Source organism: Flavobacterium sp. KBS0721 (assembly GCF_002007065.3).
GTDB lineage: Bacteria > Bacteroidota > Bacteroidia > Flavobacteriales > Flavobacteriaceae > Flavobacterium > Flavobacterium piscis.
The window spans coordinates 3606007-3630762 of sequence record NZ_CP042170.1 but is presented as its reverse complement, the minus strand read 5'-3'; the positions used below and the strand labels follow the sequence as shown (position 1 = coordinate 3630762).

The following is a 24756-nucleotide window of genomic DNA, read 5'->3' as shown; positions in this document are numbered from 1 at the left end:
TTTCACAACTAAGTTTAAACATTTAAAATTAGTGTCAATTCGTGAATTCGTGTTTACTTTTTATAATTATGCCTAAGCTTAGTTCGTGCAATTCATGTTTTAAAATACCACAGATTCCAGAAATTCAATTACTTCTCCATTCGGGCTATAAACCAGACTATTGCTAACAGTTACCGTTTTTCTGCGATTTTTTAGATCTAAAGTTTCTTTTACTGATAATGGTTTTGCGCCATTTTTGATTGCTTCATCATATGCTTTGTTGGCATCCAAAACTGTAAAACAAATGTGCAGTAGCGAATTTTCGACATACGGATCTCCTTGTTTTCTTTTACGGCCCTGAGTAGGGAAACTGGCATTACTGTCGCATATTTCTATATAAGAATCAAATGCTTTGTTCTTTAGCATTACACACTTTTCTAAATTAAATTCCGGCAAACTCCAATCGTGTACCACTTCAAAATTAAGGGTTTTGTAAAATTGTATGGTTCTTTCAAAATCCTGTGCCTTGATCGCAAAATGATGAAATCCTATTATATTATTCATTGTTATTTTTTTTGATGTAAATATGTTTTTTAAAAATTGTTGGTTGTTTACTTAGAAATTTTATCCCAACATATTTAAGATATATTCGATAATATGTCGCTCCGCTGGAGCTATTGAAAACTACATTCTGATTGGCTATAAATATTACGCTCCGCTGGAGCTATCGCAACGTTTGTCATCTCGAACGAAGGGAGATCCGAGCGATAGCTAACATACGAAGTATATCACATCAGCAGATCGACAAAGATTATCGATTGTGTTCCATCGGAACACCTCATCGGTAGAAAAAAAACACATCGTGAGAAACATCGTCCCATTGGGACGTTTGAGAAATTGTATCTGTAATCTGTATATGTTTTTACCAATTATTATTTATAAAATCAAACATTCCTAAGGAACGTGAAAAAACGCCTTATTTATTGGGCTACCTACGAAATGTTCCGATGGAACAAAAACAAAGCGATAAGATATTATCCTTAACAAATTGTTCCATTGAATTTTCCTTAGCTTAATGAAATTGACCGATAGTTATCGGGAGGCCCAAACGACTACTTCACTTACTTTTTATTTTATTTCGGATTTCAGTGAACTTCGTTTGTAACGAATTGCATCGCCAGTTAGCCCTTTCAGGCTTCTGGAGCGGGATTAGCTCCTAAAAAAAAGTTTTACTTTTATTAAGAAAATTTACTCCAGCCAAAACCATTCTTTTACCTCGTTTTCTATCGTTTCTTCTTTTATAATACTTTCATATTCATTAGTCGCCGTATTGTACTGATAGTCTTTTTGCCACTCTTTATGGTGTAAAACTACTTGCTGAATGGCATCGGAAATAAATAAAACTTCCTCATTGGTCATGATGGGATGCAAAGACAAACGTACCCATCCCGGTTTATTGGTTTGGTTTTTCTGAAGAAGATCTTCGGTTATCTTGTTGGATTGTGCCTCATTGATATTGAATAAATAATGGGCATATGTACTTGCGCAGGACCAGCCACCACGAACCTGAACGCCAAAGCGATCATTTAAAAGTCGTACGATTAAATTATAGTGAATGTCTTCTATTAAAAAGGAAACACATCCTATTCTTTCTGTTTTTAGATCTCCAAGAATAGACAAACCGGGAATCTTTTGAAACTCGCTGTAACAGAGATTAAGCAATTCTTTTTCTCTGTTTTTTATGTTTTCGACGGCCATTTGGTGTTTTAGTTTCAAGGCCAAAGCAGCTCTCATGACTTGAAGAAAACCCGGAGTTCCGCCATCTTCCTTGACTTCTATCGAATCGCTGTAATGATATATTCCCCAAGGATTGGTGATCTTTACATTTCCTCCTCCCGGATTATCAGGAACGTCACTTTTATACAGCTTTTCATTAAAAACCAAAACACCACAGGTTCCGGGACCGCCTAAGAATTTATGAGGAGAAAAAAAGATAGCGTCCAACTGTTCTTTGGGATCTTTTGGGTGCATATCGATTTGCACATATGGTGCTGCGGCGGCAAAATCGACAAAGCAGAATCCGTTGTTTTCATGCATCACTTTGGCCAGTTCATGATAAGGTGTAATGATACCTGTAACATTTGAGGCAGCTGTAAACGAACCAATTTTCAGCGTTCTGTCGGCATATTTTTTAAGTAATTCAGCCAGTATTTTGGGATCTGTCAAATTATTCTCGTCGGGAGGTACAACCACAACATCGGCATTTGTTTCATACCACGAAACCTGATTAGAATGATGCTCCATATGGGTGATAAAAACGACAGGTTTATCAGATTTATTCGGCTCATTATTTACTCTGTTATGCGCATTACGCAATCCTATAAAACGCTGTAATTTTGATAACGCGGCTGTCATTCCGGTTCCGGTTGTCACCAAAACATCAGATTCGTTAGCATTAACATGCTTTTTGATTAATTGTCTGGCATGATTGTAGGCATAAGTCGACGTTTTACCCGTTTCGCTGGAGAAAGAGTGCGTATTGGCAATCATTGGGCCTATTTTATTGAGCATAATATCTTCAATGGGCAGGTATAATCTTCCGCTGGCCACCCAGTCTGCATATAATAAGTTTTGAGTGCCATATGCCGACTCGAAAGTGTGTTTTACTCCTATTGTATTTCCTCTAAACTTAGAAAAATAACGCTCTAACTGACTTGGTTTCGTTTTCTCAATAACATTCATTTCCATTTCATTTTTAAATTAACTTGTTTACTGCTTATTGTATTCCTAACTATTTATTCAAAAGCGATTTAAGCGTGGTTTGCAGTTCGTCTCCGTGAAGGTTTCTCGCGACAATAATCCCTTTTGAATCGACTAAATAATTAGCAGGAATGGCTCTTACGCCGTACAATTTAGCGATAGCACTATTCCAGAATAATAAATCAGATACATGCAGCCAGTCTAAGTGATCGTCTTGAATTCCTTTTACCCAGTTTTCTTTCTTTTTGTCTAATGAAATTCCGATGATATTAAAACCTTTATCGTGATATTCTTTGTAAGCTGCTACAATATTTGGATTTTCTCTTCGGCAAGGTCCGCACCATGAAGCCCAGAAATCTACCAATGTATATCCTTTAAGGTTTTCTGAAAAACGAATGGATTTTCCTTCTGGATCCTGAGACACAAAATCAGGTGCTTTTTTTCCGACCTGTAATCCGTTAAGCACTTTTACAAGTTCCTGAAGTTCTTTCACGTAAGTGGAATTTTGCTGACTTTTATCCAGAAGCGAAATGTTTTTTGTGATTTCTTCCGGACTCAGTCTATAAGACCAATTTCGGTACAACACATATGCAGAAACCAGAGAACCAGGATGTTCTGTGATAAATTTACTTATATCAACATTCTCCGTTTTTCTGTAATTATTAAATAAATCCTGAGACGCAGAACCTTCTACAACCGATGTGCTGTAATATTTAACAGGGCTTAATTTTACTGTAATAGGCGATTTTTCAAGGAATATATACAATGGACTATCGGCTGTATTTAGGCTTAATCCGTACAATTCAGGAAGTTTTACTTTCGTTTTAAAACTGAATTTTCCGTCGGTAACTTTTACCGAATCTATGGTGGTAAACATCTTGTTGTGAAACTTTTGCAGGTATACATATTGAGCCACAGTATCGACAACTGTTCCTTTTAGCTGCACATTTGCCTCTTGTGCCTGAGTTGTTGTTGCGCAAAGGCATAAAGCCAAAAATGCTACTATTTTTTTCATTGGGTTTGTTTTTTAAAAATTGGACATATAAATTCCCGGACCAGAATAAAAATGGTCTGCTATTACATGGATAAAAAAGAAAAAGGGGATAAAAAAGTTACGTGTAGTGCATTCGGAAAACCAAAAGGTGGTTTTCTATTTTTGAAAATAAGTTACATTGTTCCGTACAGGCAGGTAATATTTGTTCAGTTTTCATTCTAAAAAATAAATGATTTAATACTAATGATCTTATGCAGATTTACTAATGAAATATATCTTATCTGTCCGCGTTGGCGGAAGGATTTAGCACCTTATTGGGCAACAGGTTGCTAAGACATCATCGGGCCTACTCCCTCAGTCTTTCTGGATAAGTTCATGTAGATTTTTTCTACTCTGCAAATATATATATAAATTCTATGTAATTAGTAGAGTTTAAATTTATTTTTTAAAATATTTTAAATTAATACACAATGAAAGCAATTTTAAAAGACAAAAAAACTCAGTAAAATAAGGCATAACAATAAAAATATCAATTTGTTATGCGTTTAAAAATACTTTGATTTTATTTAAAATATCCAGTATTTTGGGATGAAAGTTTCATCATACATTATTAAGAAATGCTTTTCAAAACAAAAAATAAACTACAAAAATTGATTCTTTCGAAAAATAATAAAATTAAAAATGCGGCCTTTTTTTAGAACATAGACCGCACCTTTTCTTACAACTTTAAAAAAAAATATTTATCTTTAAGTTTTTATGAAGGGTAAAAAATGGTTGTTCTGTTTTTTATAATCACTTCACTTCATGCGCTTTAGAATACAAACACTTTTTATAAGACTAACTTAAAAGTAAATTTAAAATGCAGAAAATCTTACCTTTCCTAATCATCTTCTTATGGTCTTCTGGTATTTGGAGTCAGACAAAATCTACTGATAGTACAGCCTCTAAGAAACCAGAAAAAAATATTGATTTTAATGTAATGCCTTATCTTAATTATAATAGGACAATGGATTTTATGTTTGGCGCTATCCCCATGATGATGTACAAATTAAATAAAAACGATACTATTTCGCCTAAATCTTTATCAGGTATATCTGCGGTTTACACGACCAACAAATCCTATTTTATAGCCACGTTTAACAAATTCTTTTTTAAAGAAGATTCCTGGCGTTTGCAATTTTTCGCAGCAACGGGCAATCAAAATGCGCAGTTTTATGTTGATGATATTGATGTGCCTGATTTTTACAATTACGGGACTAAGACAACAATGGCAAGTTTTACGATTCAGCGTAAATTATTCAAATCTTTTTATGCCGGTGTTGGATACGCGTACGCACATTATGACACGAAATATCAAGATGATGTTGAGCCTTCGTCTGTAACACATACTAATGGTTTACAACTTATTATGTTATACGATACGAGAGATGCAATTTATTATCCTACCAAGGGTGAAAAAATAAAAATACGATGGCTTGATTATCCTGAATGGTTTGGGAACGATGTTGGTGCTAATAAAATTCTTTCGGAGTACAATCAATATTTTCCTATGCGGGACGGAACGGATGTTCTGGCAGCAAGGTTTGCCGGTAAGTTTGGATTAGGAAATATTGCCTTCGAACAACAGCAAACTATTGGCAGTGAAGACATAAGAGGATATTCTGAAGGGAAATATCGCGGCGATGGACTGATGGATGTACAGGCTGAGTATCGCTATAATTTTAATAAAAGAATGGGGCTTGTGGGATTTGCCGGGATTGCCACTATTTATGGCTCAGATACAGAAAGTTTCAACTGGAAATTATATCCCGGAGCCGGCGTAGGTTATCGCTACAGGGCTTTTAAAAACGAAAAATTCAACATAGGATTGGATGCCGCTGTTGGTAAAGACGACTGGGGACTTTATTTTAGAATTGGAGAAGCTTTTTAGAGGGTTTTATCGATTTTGCTTTGATTTAAAATATTTTTTTCACGCAGATTTTAGCAGATTTTTTTTTAAATCGCCGTCTTTGTTTTGACTCTTTACTCTTTACTCTTTACTCTTTACTCTTTACTCTTTACTCTTTACTCTTTACTCTTTACTCTTTACTCTATCTCTTCCTCTCTACTTCCTATTCCTCATCCAGTTTTCTATAGGTTCAAGAACAGTATTAACGATGGTTACCAAAAAGGTACAAATTAAGGTTTCGGCAAAGTATCCCGAAGCTGCGATACAGCCTATAGCGGCACTACACCATATTGTGGCAGCTGAGTTTAATCCGTGTACATTAGGACCTTCTCTGAAAATAACGCCCGCTCCCAGAAAACCAACTCCCATAACTACCTGAGCGGTAATACGGGTAACATCGATATTGGGTTGGCTTGCAGCGACTTTTATAGACAATAATACAAAAGCAGCAGCTCCTGTTGCCACGAGCATATTGGTTTTTAAACCTGTTTCTTTATGATGCCATTGTCTCTCGAAACCTATAATTAATCCTGCGAATAAAGCAATGACAAGTCGGGTAAAAAATTCTGTTGTGCTCAAAATTATTCTTTTATGGGTTTAGAAAATCTGCTCTGTTTCTTTATCTTAATTTCAAACATTAAATATAACAATTTTCAAGATTATTAAATTCTACAGATTAATATAAATAGCTAACAGGATTTAGAAACTTGTTTGGATCATGCTTTTTATTTGACCTCTAAAAAAAAGCTGCAAGGTTTCTTGCAGCTTTTATAAAGTAATGATAAAATTAATATCCTTAATCTACGCGTTTTACAGAAAGTTTGTCTAAACAAAAATAAGCTGCAGTATTCATTCCGTACACTAAATCCGAATCTGTTGATGTCATCTGGAAAACAAGATATTTTACTTCTCCTAAACTCTGAAGATTACTTGCATTTACGTTTATCCATCCAGTAGGAATTACTAATGAAGATCCTGTATGATTTGCTAATGTATGCACAATAGGATTTGTAATTGTTCCGTCTTCGTTTACTCCATAAATTAATAATTTGAAAGAATCACCGGAGGTAAATGCTCTTGCAAATCCATCTCCATACAAACAACCGTAATACGGCCATGGGTGCATGTTTATTTTTAATCCTTCAACTTTATACAATCCTGTGTTTCCAATTTTAACCCAGTTAGAAAAACTGCTTTCGCTAAAAGTAGTTCCTTGTGGATTTTTAGGATCTAAATAACTCGACCAGTATGCAACAATGTACGGATCACCAGTTGTTCCGGGAGTTCCGGCTGCAATTGTAGAAGAAGTACCAAAACCGCTTCCTGCCATAGTTCCCCATTGATGAGGCACCCATCCATCAGATCCGCCAGGACCTGAACCGGAACCGTAATCTGTGATATCATTTACATTTGAAACGATAAAACCATCCCAATAATTATAACCTGAAGATGTTGCAGTATGCGAAAATGTAAAAATGTCAACATTTAAATTCGTGTTCGAAACATACGTGTTTTCCCAGTATTTACCACCGGTTGTTGTAATACCGCTGGTTAATAATGCGCTGGTTAAATTAAGTGTCGATGTGGTTCCAATTGCAGGGTCTGCTACTGTTCTTTTTGTTATACCATTCTGGCTTTTTGCAACTGCACTGGCGTTTTCATTGGTTAAAGGAGCATCATCATTGTTACAGGATGAAAGTCCTAACAAAAGACCAACTGATAAAAAATAAAGTACTTTTTTCATAATTTATAAAATTTAGGGTTAATATTCATTTTTAATTACTCTTAAAAAGGGTGCTTATTTACTTGCTTTTGGAAAGTTCAGATCTTCGGCTTGTGTAAAAAAGTTGGTTACCAAATCAGAAGCACCTGCTTCTGCAAATGACGAAACGTATACCTTAACAAAATCGATTCCCGGTAAATGAACTTTCTTTCCGTTATTATCTACAGCCCAGCTAATATCTATCGACGGATCTTTAATACCTGCGTAACCCCACTCAAAAGTTCCTATATTAAAATTTGTACCTTCTCCATCGCTTACATCTTTTACCGGCAGATATATTTTTGTTCCTTTTAGGGTGTAGGATTCTCCCATCCATTGTGGATAATAATTATAGCGTCTCCATTTTTTTGTTCTTGTAATAAAACCGGAAGCATTTTTATTGTCTTTCCATTTGATATACTCTTTATCAAACTGCCAGTCTTTTGTGCCTGTTACAGCTGCTTTAGCCGCATCTGGCTTAGTGTATGTAATTTCATAATTTTTAACAGTAGTCGATTTATTGTATTCACTACCGGCGATTTCGTACCATTCGTTTTCGTCTGCAATACCATTTTTATTGGCATCATAAGCAACATATACACTTACAGGAGAAAATTTGACGCTATTACTTGTCTCATTCATCAGAATTGTAAAATCGCGTTTACCATAGGCGTTTATTACGGTATGATCAAATGCTGTAACGATAGATCCTCCAAAAGTTCCCAGCGGCACAGCATTTCCTTCGATAAGGTCTGACTGAACTCTTTCAAGAGCTTCTGATTTGGTTGCAAAGGCAAAACTGTCAAAATTATAGGCCGGAGCAGGTATGTAATCGATAAGCGTTAATGCTTTTGAAGTGTACGTTTTACCTGTTTCTGAAACTGTAATTTTTGTAGCCGCTTGTTTGACAACTTTACCCAATGTTACTGTAAGATCTACAGCATACGTAGCTGCTTTTGGCACTATAAACTGTAAAGTTTTAGTGTCTCCAATAACAGAATCTTTTACAACTCCGTCAGCTCCGGTTACTTTTGTTGTCCATTTGTATTTTGCAAGTGCAGCCTCAGCATTTTCGATCACTACTTCAGGATTTACGGTTACTGCATTGTATCTGCTAACTGTAAAATCTGACGCTAGTTTTACTGAAATTGAAGCTACTTTAACGGGTTGCGTTTCAGTACCTTCTTGTTTTGAATCGTCATTGCTGCAGCAATAAAAAGCGCCAATAGCCAATAGAAACAAACTATGTTTTAAATACTTTTTCATATCCTTATTATTTTACTTTTTTTAAGTTGTATTTTTTTAATAAATGAAGATCTGCTGCGCCTGCAAACTTGGTCGCCATTGAAGATTGCTGATGGCAAAGTCCCATAGGTTCGCTAACACAGTTGACCACTTTTATAAAATTAATTCCCGGAAGATTGGCTTTATTACCGTTTTTATCTACTGCCCAGTCGATATCGATATCAGGGTTTACTGCATTTGCATATCCCCATTCCGGAGGTGTAAAATTCCATAACGTAGTCTGTCCAGGACGTGCCGTAACAAAATCTACATTTAGTCTTGTTCCTTCATAGGTAACAGAAGTTTGAGTGGCCCATAAAGGATAGTATTCCTTTTTGCTTTTCGATTTTGGCATGTAATAGGCCTCAGGTGAATTATTTTCGCAAAAGATATGTTCACGATCCGAAAACATATCATTTGGTCCGCTTACTACAACTGGTACTCCCACTGCTTTTTTATGGTAGGTGATTTTAAAATTCTTTATGGTGTTTGCTTTTGTATGCTGACTTCCTATAATTTCGTACCATTCGTCTTCGTCTGGTTTTCCGTTACCGTTTTTATCATATGCAACATATATTATTCCCGGTGCCGGCGGATTGGCTTTATCTGTTAAATCTCCTCCATAAATTTTAAAATCGTTTTGTCCCGGAACATTCACCACAGTATGATCAAAACCTACAATAATAGAACCTCCAAAACCTCCTAAATCCAGTTGGTAGCCTACATTGGTTTCATTAATTCTTCCCAAAGCCGTTCGCACTAAATCTTCTTTCTTAAAGCCGTCCTTGTATACATCATTGGCAAACATTCCCGGTGCCGGATCAAAATCAAAAATGCTGGTGATGTATGGGTTATAATTTTTGGTTTCGTTCGTTACATTTACTATTGTTTTTTTACTACCTTTTTTATCTCCCGAAGTAACATTCAATGTAAGTTCATAAGCTCCTGCATAAATGGGTACAAAACGTAAGTCTTTTGTGTTTCCAACAATAGAATCAGTAGTTTGGTTCACCGGATTTTTAGTCAAAATCCATTCGTAAACAGGGCTTGCAACTTCGGCAGAAGCCGGAATATTCAGGACGCTAAATGTTGATGTTTCGTATTTTTCCTGAAGTGTAACTGCGATCTTTTCTTCAGCTTTATCATCATCATTGTTGCTGCTACAGCTTGTAAAAACGGCTGCAAAGGCAATTAATAATAAATGGGTAAGGTTTTTTTTCATGGTTTTTGGTATTATAATTTTAATTTAATATTCTGATTGATCTATTTTCGGGTAGGAATATTTTCTCCCAAAAGGTGCAAATCTGTTGCTCCCATTATTTCGGTAGAAGTTTCGCCTAACCATCCCGCCTGCTGGTTGAGACCATTATACACTTTTACAAAATCTACTCCCGGAAGGTGAATTTTGTTTCCGTTTTTATCCATTGCCCAATCAATATCAATCGCAGAATCATCGTCGTTGTTGGGTGCGTTATCTGCATATCCGTAAAGAAATGCGTACTGAACAAAATAGCTTCCTGTTCCGCTTTCATCAACCGCATTGTCCGGTAATCTTGTTCCTTTAAAGGTGATACTTGGCTGATCTTTCAACCATTTTGGCCAATAATCTAATGAGTGGTTATAGGCATTGTTTTGTGCCAGATAACCATCTTTACCCTGATTGTCTTTCCAGTAGATATATTCTATATCAGTAAAAAGTACAGTTCCGGTTCCGCCTCCGGGAACAGGCACTTTATTAGGATCAGGCCTGTAGTACGTGATTTCGTAATTATGAATCGTTTTTTCCATGTTGTGTCCTGCACCTTCTATTTCGTACCATTCATCATCCGGAAGTCCATTTTTATTTTTATCGTATGAAACCATTATCACTCCCGCTTCACTACTGCCTCCGCGCATTGAAGTATCAGGATTAGGATTGGCATCTGCCCAAAACGCATTGCCTAAAACCCTAAAATCGCGTTTCCCTTTTATGTTTACAACGGTATGATCAAATCCAAAAACGATGTAACCACCAAATGCTCCAAGCGAAATAAGATCTCCGTTTTTCTTGGCGAGGTATGTATTGGCTCTGGCCAAAATTCTTTCGGCCGTTTCTCCGTCATTGGCTGCCGGTAAATCATTTATAAACTGTCCCGGTGCCGGTTTAAACTCAAATACTTTGTCGATAAAAGTTTTATATTCCTTTGTTTCCTTGGTTACATTTACTTTTACTTTTTGCGTTTGCATCATTCCCTGATCGTTGATCAGTAACGTCAGTTCATAAACGCCAATGTCTGTGGCAGCGAATAAGGTTTCCTTGGCTGTAACATCAGAAAATGCATAATTATCAGAGGGTCCTTTTGTCACGCTCCATGTAAATTTAGCCTCTGTACTTAAGCCATTATGTGCTGTAACTGCTACTATTTTAGACCGTTGTACATTATATTCATTTTCAACAATAGTTTCTCCGTTATCATCGTCATTCGAACCACTATCAGAACAATTGGCAAGTGTTAGTGCTATGAATACAAGCACTGCGAATCGAAAATGTTTTAAAAAGTTGTGATACATTTTTTTCATTTTAATTTTTAGTTATAAAAGCAATATGTGCGGGAATATTCCCGGCGGTAGTTTTCCATTTTAGTTTGCCTTCCGGAGTAAAGCAATAGATGTAGCCTGTTACCACATAATTTTGTGCATCGGTAATATAAATTTCCTTGGTTTCAGGATTTATCTGAAGTCCGTACGGAATCATGATTTGTTTCTCGGTACCATCTGTAATAATCTTATCGCTTATTACTTTCTTTGTTTTTGTATCTAATATTCCGTAGGTCACTTTATTGCTATTGGTGAGGTAACTCCATGAAACACTGTAATAATAGAGTAAATCGTCAACGAGACACATTCCTAAAACCGGCATATCGAGCTGCATTTTTTTTTCATCTGTTTTAGTATCAATTACAAAAAGATTCGAAGGAGTGTTGTAATAATCTCCTCTGGAACTCACATAAATATCTCCCCTGCTGTCGATTTCCATACTGTAAAGGTTGATCCCTACATCTATCTTTTTTATTTCGGTAAAAGTTTCAAGATCGATTACAGATACAGTTCTGTCGTAATTGGGGACCCTGTAACCTCCGGAATTGGCAACGTAAAGTTTCCCGTTGTGCACTACCATTTGTTCGGGCTGATAACCCACATTTACTTTTCTTTTTATTTCTAATGAAGTTGTATCGATTTCTGCTACAAAACCTATTTCGGCATTGGGATCAATGGCGACCGGACCTGCGTAAGAACTTACATAAGCTTTGTCTTTATAGAAAGCGACATATCGACAATTGGGAATGTCTATTTTTTTGATGCGTTTTGCCGTCCATTTATCAATAACTTCTACTTTGTTCGAAACATTAATTACCGCGTAAACCTTGTTGCCGTAGATTTGAATATCGTTTCCAACATCACCCAATTCTTTTACAACTGTTGGGTTTCGTTCTGAATAAATATCGGTGGTATAATTTCCTGTCCTGTAATTGAATATATCAATACTGGCTCTGTTCATTCCCATATTACCTTCATTAAGAAGATAAAATCCCTCTATTTTTCCGTCGCTTCTTGGCGCAGCTACACTTTTATCCGAAGATGGAAAAATCGTTTCCTCTTCCCTACAGGAAACAAAAGCAAGGGTTATCAATAAACCGAGGACTAATTTTGTTGTGATCTTTTTCATAGCTCGATACTTATAATAAATTTCATTGTACGACCCGGCATAGGATAATTGTAAATTACCTCGTATTGCTGATCGAAAACATTGTTGAGTTCTATTGCGCCTTTCATTTTATAATGCTGAAATGCAAAAGATTTCTGTACTGCCAAATCGTGTGTATACCAAGGCTGAACTTCGTTGACTTTTATATTATTGACATTGCCATTGTATCGTTTTCCTACGTATACAAAGCTGTAGTTGAAGTTCCAGGTTTCATACTCAGCATTTAATATTCCGGATCCGCTATGCCATGGCGTATAAGGGATTTGATCTCCGTAAGAAGACAATTCCAGACCGCCAAATTTGGTATAATCCCTGTTTTCAGAATAGGTATAGGTAAGATTTGTGGTTAAGTTTACTTTGCCAATGTGCGTGCCCATATTCACGACAGATTCTATTCCGTGTCCTTTTACCTGCCCCATATTGGTCATCATCCAGCGAAATAAATTTCCTGTTGGCGCTGCTACTATTTTGTCTTTGGTATTGGTATAATATCCATCAACCTGAAAAGATATTTTATCCAAAAATCCTTTATGTAGAAGTACATTATAAGTAAAACCAATATCGTACTGATTCATATATTCAGGTCTTAAAGTACTTGAACCAACCATTGTATAATACAAATCATTAAAAGTGGGCATTCTGAAAATACGTTTTGCAAATGCTCTCACATTAAAATCGTAATCCTTAAAAGGCGTGTACCCTAAAAATAAGGCAGGCGTAAATTCTTTTTTATCGGGAGCTTTTGCATTGTAGCGCACTTCTTCCTGAACATAAGTCCCTACAACACTTCCTAAAGCTTTAAAACCACCATATCGGTAAGAACTTGCCAAAGAAAACAATGCTGTATAACGCTGTGGAAAAGAAAACTGAGTATTTATTCCTTTTCTGGTTGCATTTAATCTGTTGTACTGAAAATCTGTAGATAGCGAAACATCCCAGTTCGATACTATACTGTACATGTTTACTGCCGATACGTAATATTCCTGCTGGTAATAACTATCATCAGATTGAGCGCCTTCAGTTACAGTTTCACCTAATATATTAGTTGTATCTCTTGCCACATAATGTGTGTAATCGTAAGCGTATTTTCCTTTGGCCTGAAACTTATATCTTTTGGTAAAATCTTTAATGAAAGTTCCTTGTGCGAAAAAATTCTTATCATATTGTCTGAAACCATCAGAAAATTTATTCTCGACAATCGCTCCCGGAGCTCCTCGATCAGAATCATAGTAATACACTTTGGCATCCCAGGAACCGTTATTGATTTTTCCGTAAAGTCCGGATTCAAATCGTAAGGCTTCTATATCGCTATTATGTCTCGTGGCAGTGGTATCGTAAGCTATAGATCCGTCGAGATTATTTCTTTTGTATCTAAATTTATATTGTCCGTTTGATTTGATGTATTCAGAACTGACGTTCAGACTGACTTTATCGCTCAGTTTTTGTTCCCATCTAAAAGAAGGATCGAAGTAATTGATAGACATGGTTTTAAACCGTACCAGTAAATTTGTTTTTTTATCGCCAACAAAAACAGGACGTTTTGTTCTTAAATAAATAGTCGAAGCGGCTGAAAAATCTTTTGCTGATTGAAAAATTTCACTTTTCTGTCCGTTGTATAATGTTAGGGATTCCATGTCATCTAAGGAATATTTGCCCAAATCCGTGACTCCGTTTTGCGCGTTACCCAACTGAATACCATCGTAAAAAACACCTACATGATGTGTTCCCATATTACGTACATCGACCGTTTTAAGTCCGCCGAGACCGCCATAATCCTTAATTTGGATTCCGGCAAAATATCTCAACGCATCGGCAACATTATGGCTTCCTAAATTCTCGAGTAATTTTCCAGAAAGGCTTTGTACGGGAATTACTTCCTGATAGGGTTTACCTTTCAAAATAACTTCTTTTAAAACGCGCAAACTGTCATTAGATACTTGCGAATGAAGCAAATAAGGAGCAAAAAACAAGAAAGAGAATAAGAGTATTTTTTTTGTATTATACATCACTGATTTAATTAAAATAAATTTCGCGGATGTAGTAATCAAAAAGCAAAAAGAGAGAATCCCGCTATGCAATAGCAGGTCAATTCTTGTTGTTCGACTTTATTCCACGAAAGTCTTAAACTATGTGATTATGGCAGGTCTCCTGACTTGTTCCATCTTTAAACAACCTTCTCATCCGCAGCGGCGAACAATGGCATTAGTAACGTTTAAAGACTTGTATAGAACTTACAGTAGCGGGTCTGCTCAGGATTTACACCTGATTCCCTTTTAACTATTTTCTTTTATTTTTCTAAAGAAAACAGACCAAAATCTGACGTAAAGATATGATTATCTTTATAAAAAGAAGTATAATGCAACAAAATTACATTTTTAACAATGAATTAACACAAATGCTATTAATAACACAAGTGTCTTAAAAACAGGTTTTTGCCAAATTAATTTGAGTTAAAATACAGATCTAAGATTGGCAACGATTTCGACCGTTTGGACTTGGAGAATTTGGTTCTAAAAACACGTAACCCAAGGTTGAAACCTTGGGCTATGGTTGAAATAGGATTAGAAATTAATGATCTAATAAAATGTAGATTTTTATTTATAAGCAATAATTTTATAATTATCTGAAAATTGTTATCGTATCTGCCAAATTTTCTTTGTAGATAAATGCTTTAATAAATTCCTGGACTTCATTTGTAGTTTCAGAAGGAGTTGCGAAAGAATTGATATGAAATTCATCATCCTGATCCAGGATGTGAATAATTTCGGTATAACCTTTAGAGATTAAACTACCTTTTAATTTAATAATATTCAACTGTTGTTGACTATCCAACTCCTTACGAACTTTTAGTTTTATAGCTTTATCCATTTGTAAATATTTTAAATTATTTGACTCTGATTCATTCTCAAATATAAATATTAATTCGTTAATAATGTTCCTAAAATTGCTTTATAAAACATTATTTATCAACACACTAATAAACAAAAGTTTAAGAAATTGTTATTAATTTTATTAAATCGTTAACTACTTTCTAAATTTAATTTTCTTATATTTTATGCTAATCCCAAAATTGATATCGCTAATAAAAGCTTTTCTATTATTAAAATTTCAATAACTTTGGATGCTACTATGCACAATCAACTTAGAGAACATATCGAGAAAATAATTCCTCTCACAGACGAGGAGTTTGCTTTTGTGGCTGCTCATTTTACTGCCAAAAAATTTAAAAAGCATCAGTTTCTTATTCAGGAAGGCGATCCTGTAAAGCATTCTTATTTTGTACTTTCGGGACTTTTAAAATTGGTTTATACTGATGAAAAAGCAAAGCAGCATGTTGTTTCTTTTGCGATGGAAGATTGGTGGGAAAGTGATTACTACGCCTTTTTTACCCAAACTGAAGCTACAATGACATTAGAATGCCTTGAAGATACTGAAGTGCTTTGCTGCTCGTTGGAAGATTATAAAAAACTATGCAACGGCCTGCAAAAAATGGAGCGCTTTTTTCTGGAGAAAGCCACTTTTGGTTTTCTGGGATCACAACGCCGCATTATTTCCTGGCAGACTTCTAACTCTAAAGAACGTTACGACCAATTATTAAAACAATATCCTTCGCTAATGCAGCGTGTTCCCAAAAGTCTTATTGCCTCGTATTTAGGAGTTTCGCGCGAAACACTAAGTCGATTATCTTCCTGATGTGACAATTCTCACATCAAAATCGTGAAAAATGTCACGAGTACTTTCCAGCCGTTATGCTCAATTTTGTATTACAATTTTAAAATGTAATCGTGAAAAAAACAGCAAACCTTTTAGTATTACTATTATTAACTACGATGCCTGTATTGGCACAAACGAAAAAAGGAAAACAAATGGAAAAAAGAGCAATCAATCCTTGGGAATGGCAGAACCAGCGCAGTTACGTACAGGCTGTTGAAGTAAAAAATCCGGAAGGAACCCTGTACGTTTCGGGACAAACGGCTATCAATGCTGAAGGAATCTCGAGTAACGAAAACATGGAATCGCAAATAAAACTGGCGTTAAAAAATCTGGAACAAGTCATTACTGAAGCCGGATATGAATGCAGCGGAATTGTTCGGTTGAATATTTACACTACCGCGACTGATGAGCTTTGGCCGCATTTTAATCTTATTCAGGATTGGGTGGCGAAACACAACATCAAACAAGCTACAACTTTACTCGAAGTGAAAAGTCTTTTTGAAACCTTAAAAGTTGAACTGGAAGCGACTGTTGTAAAATAATCTGTCACGCTATAATATAAAAGAAGCTGTGTTTGCCTGAGTAAGAAAAACACAGCTTCTTTATTATTCTGTTTTACCTGCTATCATTTTTTATTTCAAATTAAAAAAAAGCTTCATCTACATTTCCTTTCGCAAAGATTTTTAAATAAAAAATCAAATAAAAATCTTCTTACATTTCGATCTAAACAGTAACATATCAAACTGTTATACCCAAAAACATCTAATTCTTATTATTCTTTTTAATTTTTTGCCTTATATTTCAAAACTAAAAATCCAATTCTTACGTAATTACCTGAAACGATAGTCTTGTAATAAGATAAATTCAATTCACTGGTACGTTTTTGGAAAAATATTGAATTTTATCTTATTCCTGATTATCGTTATTTTTATTAAATTTAAGAATATTAAGTGTGGACAATAGTAATGTACTAAGATTAAAAAGAACTTTAGCTTACCTGGAAAGCAAACAACGTGAATTAAAAAGACAAACAGAAACCGATACCCGAAGTCTTGAGTCTATGATAAAATATCTAAAAAAAGATATGCTGGAACAGTTTAAATTAACCGAATATGATGTTTATATAAAAGGCGAAATCAACAATACCGAAACTTTTATTCAAAGCGTTAAAAGCATTATAGAAAGTAATTCCCAATAGTTCAACCATCATTATTACAACTTAACTACTGTGCTATTTTATTGTATTCATCCATTGCTTTATTAGGATCTGCGGTTGCATATTCGTTCTCGGGTTCTGGAATTACATGAATTTTTGAATCACTTAAAGCAACTATAGCAGAACAAACGTAAACGCCAATTTTACCTTCGCTGTATTTATAGTCCAATAACGTTAGCTTCACTATTTCATTGATCGAAAGCTCGTAATAATTTCCGTAACGAATGATCTTAAAATAAATTTCTTTAGTATCTACAATTTCAAATTGGTTGGTTTGAATATTTTCGAAAACAAAATTATTTTTTACATCCTTTTCATTAAATCCCCAGGCTCTAAATTGCACAAACCCATTTACAAAATCAATTGAGATGTAATAAGCCGTTCCTTGTTCATCACATTCGATCACAAAACCGGTTTTTCCCATTCCTTCGACAGCCAATGTTCCTTCCCAGACAAAATTTTCCGATGGTTTATCAAAACAAAAAACTTCATAACCGCTTCGGCAGCCCATTCGCCATTTATTTTCATTTTCTACCTCAAAATTTGCCGACGGATTTCCTAAAATAGGTACCGGAATAGGCAAGTTTTTTTGTTGAATGGTTCTCTGGTAAAGCGTTCTCCAGTGATGATAGGTCTTTAATAACAATCTTCCATTACTATCAACATCCAGCTGTTTTGGTGGCGGAATCACGCGAAGTGTATTCACATTTCCTCCCACGAAGTAAAAATTATAAATGAGATAATACTCGCCTTCTTTTACAATTCTTGCGGCGTAATTGCCTTGCGGCATTAATACATTATTATGAAAGGCGTGGTATTCTCCTTTAAAATCGGGAGAAAACCAGTAACGCACTTTGATATCTTCGCGAATTGAACCCAGCAAATAATGCATTCCTTTTATTTCTACCACGCAGGGACATTCGATATCATCATATACATACGCTACGTGCAGCGGTTTTTGCAGCACAAAACCTTTTTCTTCTCTTTTTGCAACTCCTATACAACCTCTTCTGTATGTTGGTCCTACAGCGCTACGGGCACAAATAAGCAAATAATCTTCTCCTTCAAATTCATATTTATAAGGATCCCTGAAACTAAGCCATTCACGCGGATTGTTCTCCCTGCTTTCATAATATGGGGCATTACTTCGCAATGGTAATCCATATTGATTGTCTTTTGTCCAGTGAATTAAATCAGGCGAAACTGCGCGCCCTACTTTTTGGGTTATTCCTTTGTCCTGACGTTTTAAACCTGTGTAATACATTTCGTAACCTTCTCCGGCAGAGTTTTTACTAACATGCATTGTCCATAACATATCATCATCCCACTCACCCGGATCGCCTACAAACAAAGCATTTTTTACTCTTTTCCAAGAAAGACCATCTTTTGATACTGCATGCGCAATATAATCGTGATTGGGAATAATAAGATGAAATAAATGATGCACTCCGCTTTCATCTATAAACACATCGACGTCTCCTATTTCCCAATTACTAAATCCTGAACCTGAATACATATTTAACCTATTTTATTATTTAACATATTGTGTCATTTTTTGTCATCCTGAGCGAAGTCGAAGGACCGCAAACAAAATCACCAATCTTTGTCGAAATTCCACATTTCAAGGGATTAAAATCCCTTGCTACAATATGAATCGTTCCTTCGGAACTTTCTAAAGACAACGATAATCCGGACATCTCAAAGAATAACCAACATCTGTTATTTATTTAATTATTTTATAATGTTTTAATCCTTCTAAAATTCCCGAAGAAGCTGAATCTTTGGCCACATAAATACTTTTTGTAGTTTCATAATCAGCCAATTCAACACTACGATTTCCTACGATGATTCCTTTTACAGCACCTCTGAACATATCGATATCATTTCCGGAATCTCCAGCAGCAATAACATTCGATAAAGGAATAGACCATTTACGGCATAAAAATTTGATAGCATTTCCTTTTGAGGCTCTTTTGGGGATAAAGTCAAGAAACTCGCCGTGACTCGGAATAATATTTACTTTATACCAACCTGTACCTAAAACTGCAATTAACTGCTCGTGATCGTATTTTTCTTTATCATAATAATACGATATTTTATAGGGGTTTTGCGCTTCTTCTTCCTGCAATCGCAACCACGGAACTTCTTTTAGACGGTTGACAATATCTTCTCTTTTCCATCGACCGGCCAAAAATTTAGCCCAGCCTTTATCTAAAATATAATCTTTGCCGTTTGTATAATAAATCTCAGTCCCTACAGAGCAAATAATAAAATCAGGCAAAGGAAATTGTTCTTGGTCGATCACTTGTTTTACCAATGCTAAATTTCGTCCGGATGCCAGTGCAAATGCCATTTTATCGGTACGATTGATCAAATGTTCTTTGAGTTCTTTTAGTCCGGGGTTGTTTAATTTTGGTTCTATCAATGTACCGTCGATATCCGAAACAAATAAATGTTCCACCTTACGTTTTAATCTTTCGATATTGATATTAGGATAATGCTGTTTTTTGATTCCTGAACCTGATGATAAGGATAAATTTTCATTGACCAAATCAACATATTGGTTTACGTGACTTAACCAACTGTAATGTTTCTGAATATTAATGGCGCCATTGTTCGAATAATATTTCCACTGATTTTCATTGGTTAAAATATTCCGCAATGCTTTTTTGATTTCGTTTTCATCCAGTGGATCTACTAATTCTCCGTTCTGGCAAGTCGGAATAATTTCTGATGGTCCGCCGTTCTTGGTTACCACAACCGGTAAACCTGAACTTGCCGATTCAATTACGGTTAAACCGAAGTTTTCATGCAAAGCTAAATTCACAAAAACACCTCTTTTTTCGGCTGCATAACGGTAAATAATCGAAACCTCATTTTCTACATCATGTTTTTTCGGAATGGCCATTTTTCCGTACAAATCATACTTATCCATCAACAGCAATAAATCTGTCAAAACATCTTTTTCAGATTCCGGCATTTTTGAAATATCTTTTCTGATTCCGGCAAAAATGACCAGATTGGCAATGCTTTGCATTTCTTTGTCTTTACCATAAACTTCAATTAAGGTATGAAGATTTTTATGACGATCAGGTCGTGAAAGCGCCAGAATAAAGGGCTTGTGCGGATTTATTAAAAATTTCGAAATAGTCTCTGCTACCCAATATTTTCTTTGCTCCTCCTCCATTTGTTTTTCAGAATCCTGTTCTCTATGGTAATACGGAACAAATTTTCTGGTATCGATTCCAGGCGAAATAGCGTGGTATTTTGCTAATTCAAAATTTTTATAAGGTTTATAGGTTTCTATTTCCTGTTCTGTCGAGGTAACAATAAATTCAGATAATTCTAACGTTTTTTCTTCGGCAGCGATTCTTTGCGTGAATTTGAATTTCTTTTCGATTTCTTCTTCGCTCAAACCACTTTCGAGTAATTTACTTTTTTTATGAAAACCTAAAGAATGTCCGGTATGTGCGAAAGGAATATTTAAAATAGTAGATAATTCGCTGGCTACATATCCTGCGTCGCCATAATGCGAATGAATCCAGTTTGGGAATATATCGTGAAGTTTGATATGCTGAACAATTCCGTTTACAAAAGTGTCTAAGCCTTCCCATAATTGTTCTTTTGCTTTGTACTTTTTTCCCAGAAAAGGAATACGTCTTATGTCTAATTTATCATTAATGATTTCGATAGGAACTGCATATTCAGGAGAAAGATTTGGATCGTCAATTAATCTTGTAAAAAGGTGAACATGTTCTACATCTTCGTGTTGTGATAAAAACTCAGCAAGTTCGTATACGTATTTTGTTTGTCCGCCATTATCAGCATCTCTACCAATCTCCAAACCAGAACCTTTTAAGAGTCCGTGAATGTTGATTAATGAAATTCGTAATTTTGTCATCATTGTCTTTTATTTGTTAGAATTTTTAAGGTACGAAAAATCGAGCAGTTTTGCCCAAAATCATAAAAAAAATAACAGGATTATTAACATTTACAAACAAAAATGTAAGAATGATGGTGGTTGCAGAGTAAATTTTATGATTTTCGAAAAACACGAAAAAAAGTCAAAAATGTGGAATTGAAGATTTACAAAAACGGAAGTTTAGCCACAGATTATAGGATAAAAATGATTTGAAAATCTTTGAAAATCATAGCTGTTTCGGCGCCAAAAAAGCCACGAATTCACGAATTTAAAAATTGTTTAATTATTGGCTATAAATATATCGCTTCTACGGAGCTATAAAAACGTGTTAGTACGATTGCTATATAATTATTTTTCAGGCAGCAGATCATCTAAATCAGATGTTTTATAAAACTTAAGATCATTCAATTTCATGTATTTACAAATGAATTCTAAGGTTTCTATTTTTGTCTGATAATTTTCGGTTACATTTTTAACGGGTTTATGACCGCATAAAAGTAAAATTTTGTTGTGCTTTTTGGCATAATCCAGCAATTCTAAAACATACGGAATGCTAAAATGTATATGGCTATTATCGATATCAAAAGCAAATACTATTTTCGAATTACTAAAAAAACTGTCTTGTTTCTCCGGAGCTTCGCCTCCAAAGGCTCTTCCTCTTATGATTTTATAATCGTTAGATAAAGCTTTATCAAGTGCGTCAGATCTTTCTCCGTATGGATAGGCAAATGTCGTAACATTAAAACCTAATCGTTTCATAGAAACAATCATAGGATCTATTTCCTGTTGCATATAAGCATCGATTCCGTGTTGGTTTACAAATTTTACGGCATTGTAATGATGGTAGCCATGAGCTGCAATTTCGTGACCTTCTTTCTGCAATTGAAGAAGTTTTTTAATCTGAGGTTTTCCAATCGAATCAATTCTGCAAACATTAAATGTAGCTTTCCATCCGTATTTTTTCAAAGCCTGATCGGCCTCGTACCATTCATCAACATAGGCATCATCAAAAGATAAAATTACACCTGCTTTGTACGGTTTCGATTCTGGTTTTTGCTTTTTGGTTTCGCAGGAAAAAAAAGTTAAGAACATTAAAAACAGTATTATTTTAGTGTAGAATAGCTTCATATATTATTTTTTTGTTTAAAAAAATTTAGGTTCCGGATAACCTTTACGGAATTTTAAAGATACCAATTTCTACATTACAAAAATTCAATTTATAGCGTACTATATTCTTTTACGATTCTTTGCTCACGGTGATACTTTTAGTTACTTTTATCACAACAAATTTGATTCTTATCCGGTTATGAATAAAGTATTATTAGTTGAAGATGATCCAAGAGTAGCTTCGTTTATTACGCGAGGACTTGAGGAACATCTTTATGAAGTTAAAACCATTACCAAAGGTTTTGATGCTATAAAAGAAGTGATGGAAAACGAGTATAACATTATTATTCTCGACATCATGCTTCCTGATATTACCGGATTTGAAGTTTGTGAAGTTTTAAGGAGCCGAAAAATAATTGTTCCGATCCTTATTTTGAGCGCGCTCGATACACCACACGAAAAAGTAAAAGGTCTGCAGGCCGGAGCCGATGATTATCTTGCCAAACCATTTTTATTTGAAGAATTACTAGCCCGAATAAACGCTCAGTTGCGTCGTGCCGAATTCAGTACCGGAATTCTCGATTTTCAGTCGTACGCCGGAGTCGAAATAAATATGAAAGAACAAAGTGCTGCCAGAGACGGCAAAGAACTAAATCTATCTTCGAGGGAATTAAAGCTTTTGATCTTTTTTATGAAAAACCGCGAGAAAGCCTTATCCCGAATTGAAATTGCTCAGGCGGTCTGGAATATCGATTTTGATACTACTTCAAATACTGTAGATGTTTATATTAATTATCTCAGAAATAAAATCGACAAGAACTTCCCTACTCCGCTCATTCATACTATAAAAGGAACAGGATATATGCTCAAACAAAAGAGTTATGAATCTTAAAAACAAATTAGCTGCCAATTCTACTTTGCTGTTTGCTTTTATAACCGGGCTTCTTATGGCCGGATCTTTCCTTTTGTTCAAAAGTCACATGAAGGATCTTTATTTTGATAATCTTGAAGATCACGCGATGACAACGGCTCTTTTTTATTTTGAAAAAGATGAAATCAAAGAATTTAACAGTCAACGTTACAAACAAATTGAACTTCAGTACAAACGCATCAACAACGAATCGATTCGGGTTTATGATACTAAAACAAACCAACTTTATGTACGAGATACTATTGATTTTGATTTAAGCGAAAAGGACTTAAAAAACATTAAAAAAGAAAAGCTGCAAACCTTTACAAGAGGCGACAGACAATTTGTGGGTTTATTTTATAATGACAATCAGGGCGATTTTATTATTATAGTTTCCGGAATCGACCGTGCCGGCAATCATCAATTAGAGATGCTTGGAGTGATGTTTATTTTGTTTTATCTGGCCGGAATTCCTTTAAATTATCTTTTAGGAACTTTCTTAGCCAAACAAACTTTTCGTCCGTTTACAGAAGTAATTGCAAAAGTAAACACCATAACAACCGAGAATCTTCATTCGAGATTAGAAGTGCCGCAAACGAGTGGAAAAGATGAAATTAAAGAATTGGTTACTACATTCAATTATCTTCTGGAAAGATTAGAAAACGGCATCATGATTCAGAATAATTTCCTGAAAAATGCTTCGCACGAATTGAAAACGCCGCTTACTATTATTATAGGAGATCTGGATGTTTCGCTGCAGCAACCCAGAACAAATACGCAATATGAAGAGATATTAAAATCCCTTCGTAAGGATGCATTACATCTTAAAGCAACTCTCGAAGGTCTTTTGGTTTTATCCGGATTGGAGCTTTCAGAACCTCAACAAATGGAAACCATCAGGATCGATGAGATTTTATGGAATGTGTTAGAGAAAAAAGCCATTGAATATCCGGAATCTAAGGTTTCTTTCAATTTGAATGCCATTGCAGATCAGGAAGATTTACTTTCTATTTATGCCAATAAACACATGCTTTTTATAGCCTTATATAATATAGTAGATAATGCTATAAAATTCTCCTCTCCTGCTCCGGTTGCAATTTTTGCCCTTTCGAAAGAAAACAAACTTGTCATTAAAATTACCGATCAGGGTCCCGGAATTTCAGATACTGATAAAGAATCTATATTCGATCTCTTTTTTAGAAGCGATAATACGCGCCATATTCAGGGACAGGGATTAGGGCTTTTTATCACGATGCAGATTCTTAAACTTCATAATATTAATTTAATAGTAGATTCTGAGTTGGGGAAAGGGACTTCGTTTTCTTTGGTGTTTCCTTAAGAATTTAATTGTTGAGTATAATTAGAAACATAGAAAACAACTTAATCACAATCATTGTCATCCCGAGGAACGAGGG

Annotated in this window: 21 protein-coding genes and 2 riboswitches; of the genes, 7 read left to right on the top strand and 14 right to left on the bottom strand. The window is 35.2% G+C overall.

Features of this window, described 5'->3' with window-relative positions:
- Window positions 1-99: 99 nt before the first annotated feature.
- From B0M43_RS15715 to B0M43_RS15705, 3 genes are all read right to left on the bottom strand, one after another.
- Window positions 100-543 (bottom strand): VOC family protein, encoded by a 444-nt coding sequence (locus B0M43_RS15715; RefSeq protein ID WP_078007395.1) that lies wholly within the window; start codon window positions 541-543, stop codon window positions 100-102.
- Window positions 544-1227: 684 nt separating this feature from the next.
- Entirely contained in the window at window positions 1228-2721 is a 1494-nt protein-coding gene (locus tag B0M43_RS15710) for an aminotransferase class V-fold PLP-dependent enzyme (protein ID WP_078007600.1), read from the bottom strand.
- Window positions 2722-2770: 49 nt separating this feature from the next.
- Window positions 2771-3754, bottom strand: coding sequence for a TlpA disulfide reductase family protein (locus B0M43_RS15705; RefSeq protein WP_078007396.1), 984 nt, complete (start codon window positions 3752-3754; stop codon window positions 2771-2773).
- A 66-nt stretch (window positions 3755-3820) separates the two neighbouring features.
- Here B0M43_RS15705 and B0M43_RS24805 point away from each other — a divergent pair, with 66 nt between their 5' ends.
- Together B0M43_RS24805 and B0M43_RS15700 are read left to right on the top strand one after the other, a co-directional pair.
- Window positions 3821-3955 (top strand): hypothetical protein, encoded by a 135-nt coding sequence (locus B0M43_RS24805; RefSeq protein WP_256370407.1) that lies wholly within the window; start codon window positions 3821-3823, stop codon window positions 3953-3955.
- A 52-nt stretch (window positions 3956-4007) separates the two neighbouring features.
- Window positions 4008-4107, bottom strand: a riboswitch (SAM riboswitch).
- 485 nt (window positions 4108-4592) lie between these two features.
- The gene (locus B0M43_RS15700) at window positions 4593-5663 is read left to right on the top strand and encodes a BamA/TamA family outer membrane protein (RefSeq protein WP_078007397.1); all 1071 of its coding nucleotides are present in this window, start codon (window positions 4593-4595) and stop codon (window positions 5661-5663) included.
- Between the two features lie 174 nt (window positions 5664-5837).
- Here B0M43_RS15700 and B0M43_RS15695 read toward each other — a convergent pair whose 3' ends face one another.
- The 8 genes from B0M43_RS15695 to B0M43_RS15660 all read right to left on the bottom strand — a co-directional run bounded on the left by B0M43_RS15695 (window position 5838) and on the right by B0M43_RS15660 (window position 15340).
- Complete coding sequence (locus tag B0M43_RS15695) at window positions 5838-6260, bottom strand: MgtC/SapB family protein (protein WP_065449794.1); 423 nt, start codon at window positions 6258-6260, stop codon at window positions 5838-5840.
- Window positions 6261-6477: 217 nt separating this feature from the next.
- Window positions 6478-7425, bottom strand: coding sequence for a DUF4465 domain-containing protein (locus tag B0M43_RS15690; RefSeq protein WP_078007398.1), 948 nt, complete (start codon window positions 7423-7425; stop codon window positions 6478-6480).
- A 54-nt stretch (window positions 7426-7479) separates the two neighbouring features.
- Window positions 7480-8709 (bottom strand): hypothetical protein, encoded by a 1230-nt coding sequence (locus B0M43_RS15685; RefSeq protein ID WP_123921805.1) that lies wholly within the window; start codon window positions 8707-8709, stop codon window positions 7480-7482.
- A 7-nt stretch (window positions 8710-8716) separates the two neighbouring features.
- Window positions 8717-9949 (bottom strand): hypothetical protein, encoded by a 1233-nt coding sequence (locus tag B0M43_RS15680; protein WP_078007400.1) that lies wholly within the window; start codon window positions 9947-9949, stop codon window positions 8717-8719.
- A 41-nt stretch (window positions 9950-9990) separates the two neighbouring features.
- Window positions 9991-11286 (bottom strand): hypothetical protein, encoded by a 1296-nt coding sequence (locus B0M43_RS15675; RefSeq protein WP_078007401.1) that lies wholly within the window; start codon window positions 11284-11286, stop codon window positions 9991-9993.
- Window position 11287: 1 nt separating this feature from the next.
- Window positions 11288-12433: a DUF5074 domain-containing protein gene (locus B0M43_RS15670; protein WP_078007402.1), complete on the bottom strand. Its 1146-nt coding sequence runs from the start codon at window positions 12431-12433 to the stop codon at window positions 11288-11290.
- Complete coding sequence (locus tag B0M43_RS15665) at window positions 12430-14478, bottom strand: TonB-dependent receptor (RefSeq protein ID WP_078007403.1); 2049 nt, start codon at window positions 14476-14478, stop codon at window positions 12430-12432. The genes B0M43_RS15670 and B0M43_RS15665 overlap by 4 nt, the downstream gene beginning before the upstream one ends.
- A gap of 114 nt (window positions 14479-14592) precedes the next feature.
- Window positions 14593-14801: riboswitch (cobalamin riboswitch) on the bottom strand.
- Between the two features lie 290 nt (window positions 14802-15091).
- Window positions 15092-15340 carry a hypothetical protein gene (locus tag B0M43_RS15660; RefSeq protein ID WP_065449787.1) on the bottom strand — a complete coding sequence of 83 codons (249 nt, stop codon included), beginning with the start codon at window positions 15338-15340 and terminating at the stop codon, window positions 15092-15094.
- A gap of 261 nt (window positions 15341-15601) precedes the next feature.
- Between B0M43_RS15660 and B0M43_RS15655 the strand changes: the two genes are divergently transcribed.
- The 3 genes from B0M43_RS15655 to B0M43_RS15645 all read left to right on the top strand — a co-directional run bounded on the left by B0M43_RS15655 (window position 15602) and on the right by B0M43_RS15645 (window position 17384).
- Complete coding sequence (locus B0M43_RS15655; RefSeq protein WP_078007404.1) at window positions 15602-16165, top strand: Crp/Fnr family transcriptional regulator; 564 nt, start codon at window positions 15602-15604, stop codon at window positions 16163-16165.
- A gap of 173 nt (window positions 16166-16338) precedes the next feature.
- Complete coding sequence (locus tag B0M43_RS15650) at window positions 16339-16728, top strand: RidA family protein (RefSeq protein ID WP_078007601.1); 390 nt, start codon at window positions 16339-16341, stop codon at window positions 16726-16728.
- A 410-nt stretch (window positions 16729-17138) separates the two neighbouring features.
- The gene (locus B0M43_RS15645; RefSeq protein ID WP_078007405.1) at window positions 17139-17384 is read left to right on the top strand and encodes a hypothetical protein; all 246 of its coding nucleotides are present in this window, start codon (window positions 17139-17141) and stop codon (window positions 17382-17384) included.
- A 25-nt stretch (window positions 17385-17409) separates the two neighbouring features.
- On the opposite strand, the gene B0M43_RS15640 is transcribed toward B0M43_RS15645, so the two are convergent.
- From B0M43_RS15640 to B0M43_RS15630, 3 genes are all read right to left on the bottom strand, one after another.
- Complete coding sequence (locus B0M43_RS15640) at window positions 17410-18918, bottom strand: glycosyl hydrolase family 32 (protein ID WP_065449784.1); 1509 nt, start codon at window positions 18916-18918, stop codon at window positions 17410-17412.
- Between the two features lie 207 nt (window positions 18919-19125).
- Entirely contained in the window at window positions 19126-21306 is a 2181-nt protein-coding gene (locus tag B0M43_RS15635; protein ID WP_078007406.1) for an HAD-IIB family hydrolase, read from the bottom strand.
- A 366-nt stretch (window positions 21307-21672) separates the two neighbouring features.
- Window positions 21673-22452 carry a polysaccharide deacetylase family protein gene (locus B0M43_RS15630; protein WP_078007408.1) on the bottom strand — a complete coding sequence of 260 codons (780 nt, stop codon included), beginning with the start codon at window positions 22450-22452 and terminating at the stop codon, window positions 21673-21675.
- Window positions 22453-22630: 178 nt separating this feature from the next.
- Here B0M43_RS15630 and B0M43_RS15625 point away from each other — a divergent pair, with 178 nt between their 5' ends.
- The gene (locus B0M43_RS15625; RefSeq protein WP_065449780.1) at window positions 22631-23323 is read left to right on the top strand and encodes a response regulator transcription factor; all 693 of its coding nucleotides are present in this window, start codon (window positions 22631-22633) and stop codon (window positions 23321-23323) included.
- Window positions 23313-24680 carry a HAMP domain-containing sensor histidine kinase gene (locus B0M43_RS15620; RefSeq protein ID WP_246860133.1) on the top strand — a complete coding sequence of 456 codons (1368 nt, stop codon included), beginning with the start codon at window positions 23313-23315 and terminating at the stop codon, window positions 24678-24680. The genes B0M43_RS15625 and B0M43_RS15620 overlap by 11 nt, the downstream gene beginning before the upstream one ends.
- Window positions 24681-24756 lie beyond the last annotated feature (76 nt).

Coding starts and splice junctions, on each gene's coding strand:
- B0M43_RS15685 (WP_123921805.1), bottom strand. CDS start 8,709: ATGAAAAAGTATTTAAAACATAGTTTGTTTCTATTGGCTATTGGCGCT.
- B0M43_RS15700 (WP_078007397.1), top strand. CDS start 4,593: ATGCAGAAAATCTTACCTTTCCTAATCATCTTCTTATGGTCTTCTGGT.
- B0M43_RS15655 (WP_078007404.1), top strand. CDS start 15,602: ATGCACAATCAACTTAGAGAACATATCGAGAAAATAATTCCTCTCACA.
- B0M43_RS15665 (WP_078007403.1), bottom strand. CDS start 14,478: ATGTATAATACAAAAAAAATACTCTTATTCTCTTTCTTGTTTTTTGCT.
- B0M43_RS15670 (WP_078007402.1), bottom strand. CDS start 12,433: ATGAAAAAGATCACAACAAAATTAGTCCTCGGTTTATTGATAACCCTT.
- B0M43_RS15705 (WP_078007396.1), bottom strand. CDS start 3,754: ATGAAAAAAATAGTAGCATTTTTGGCTTTATGCCTTTGCGCAACAACA.
- B0M43_RS15640 (WP_065449784.1), bottom strand. CDS start 18,918: ATGTATTCAGGTTCAGGATTTAGTAATTGGGAAATAGGAGACGTCGAT.
- B0M43_RS15710 (WP_078007600.1), bottom strand. CDS start 2,721: ATGAATGTTATTGAGAAAACGAAACCAAGTCAGTTAGAGCGTTATTTT.
- B0M43_RS15690 (WP_078007398.1), bottom strand. CDS start 7,425: ATGAAAAAAGTACTTTATTTTTTATCAGTTGGTCTTTTGTTAGGACTT.
- B0M43_RS15630 (WP_078007408.1), bottom strand. CDS start 22,452: ATGAAGCTATTCTACACTAAAATAATACTGTTTTTAATGTTCTTAACT.
- B0M43_RS15635 (WP_078007406.1), bottom strand. CDS start 21,306: ATGATGACAAAATTACGAATTTCATTAATCAACATTCACGGACTCTTA.
- B0M43_RS15675 (WP_078007401.1), bottom strand. CDS start 11,286: ATGAAAAAAATGTATCACAACTTTTTAAAACATTTTCGATTCGCAGTG.
- B0M43_RS15660 (WP_065449787.1), bottom strand. CDS start 15,340: ATGGATAAAGCTATAAAACTAAAAGTTCGTAAGGAGTTGGATAGTCAA.
- B0M43_RS15625 (WP_065449780.1), top strand. CDS start 22,631: ATGAATAAAGTATTATTAGTTGAAGATGATCCAAGAGTAGCTTCGTTT.
- B0M43_RS15620 (WP_246860133.1), top strand. CDS start 23,313: ATGAATCTTAAAAACAAATTAGCTGCCAATTCTACTTTGCTGTTTGCT.
- B0M43_RS15680 (WP_078007400.1), bottom strand. CDS start 9,949: ATGAAAAAAAACCTTACCCATTTATTATTAATTGCCTTTGCAGCCGTT.
- B0M43_RS24805 (WP_256370407.1), top strand. CDS start 3,821: ATGGATAAAAAAGAAAAAGGGGATAAAAAAGTTACGTGTAGTGCATTC.
- B0M43_RS15650 (WP_078007601.1), top strand. CDS start 16,339: ATGGAAAAAAGAGCAATCAATCCTTGGGAATGGCAGAACCAGCGCAGT.
- B0M43_RS15715 (WP_078007395.1), bottom strand. CDS start 543: ATGAATAATATAATAGGATTTCATCATTTTGCGATCAAGGCACAGGAT.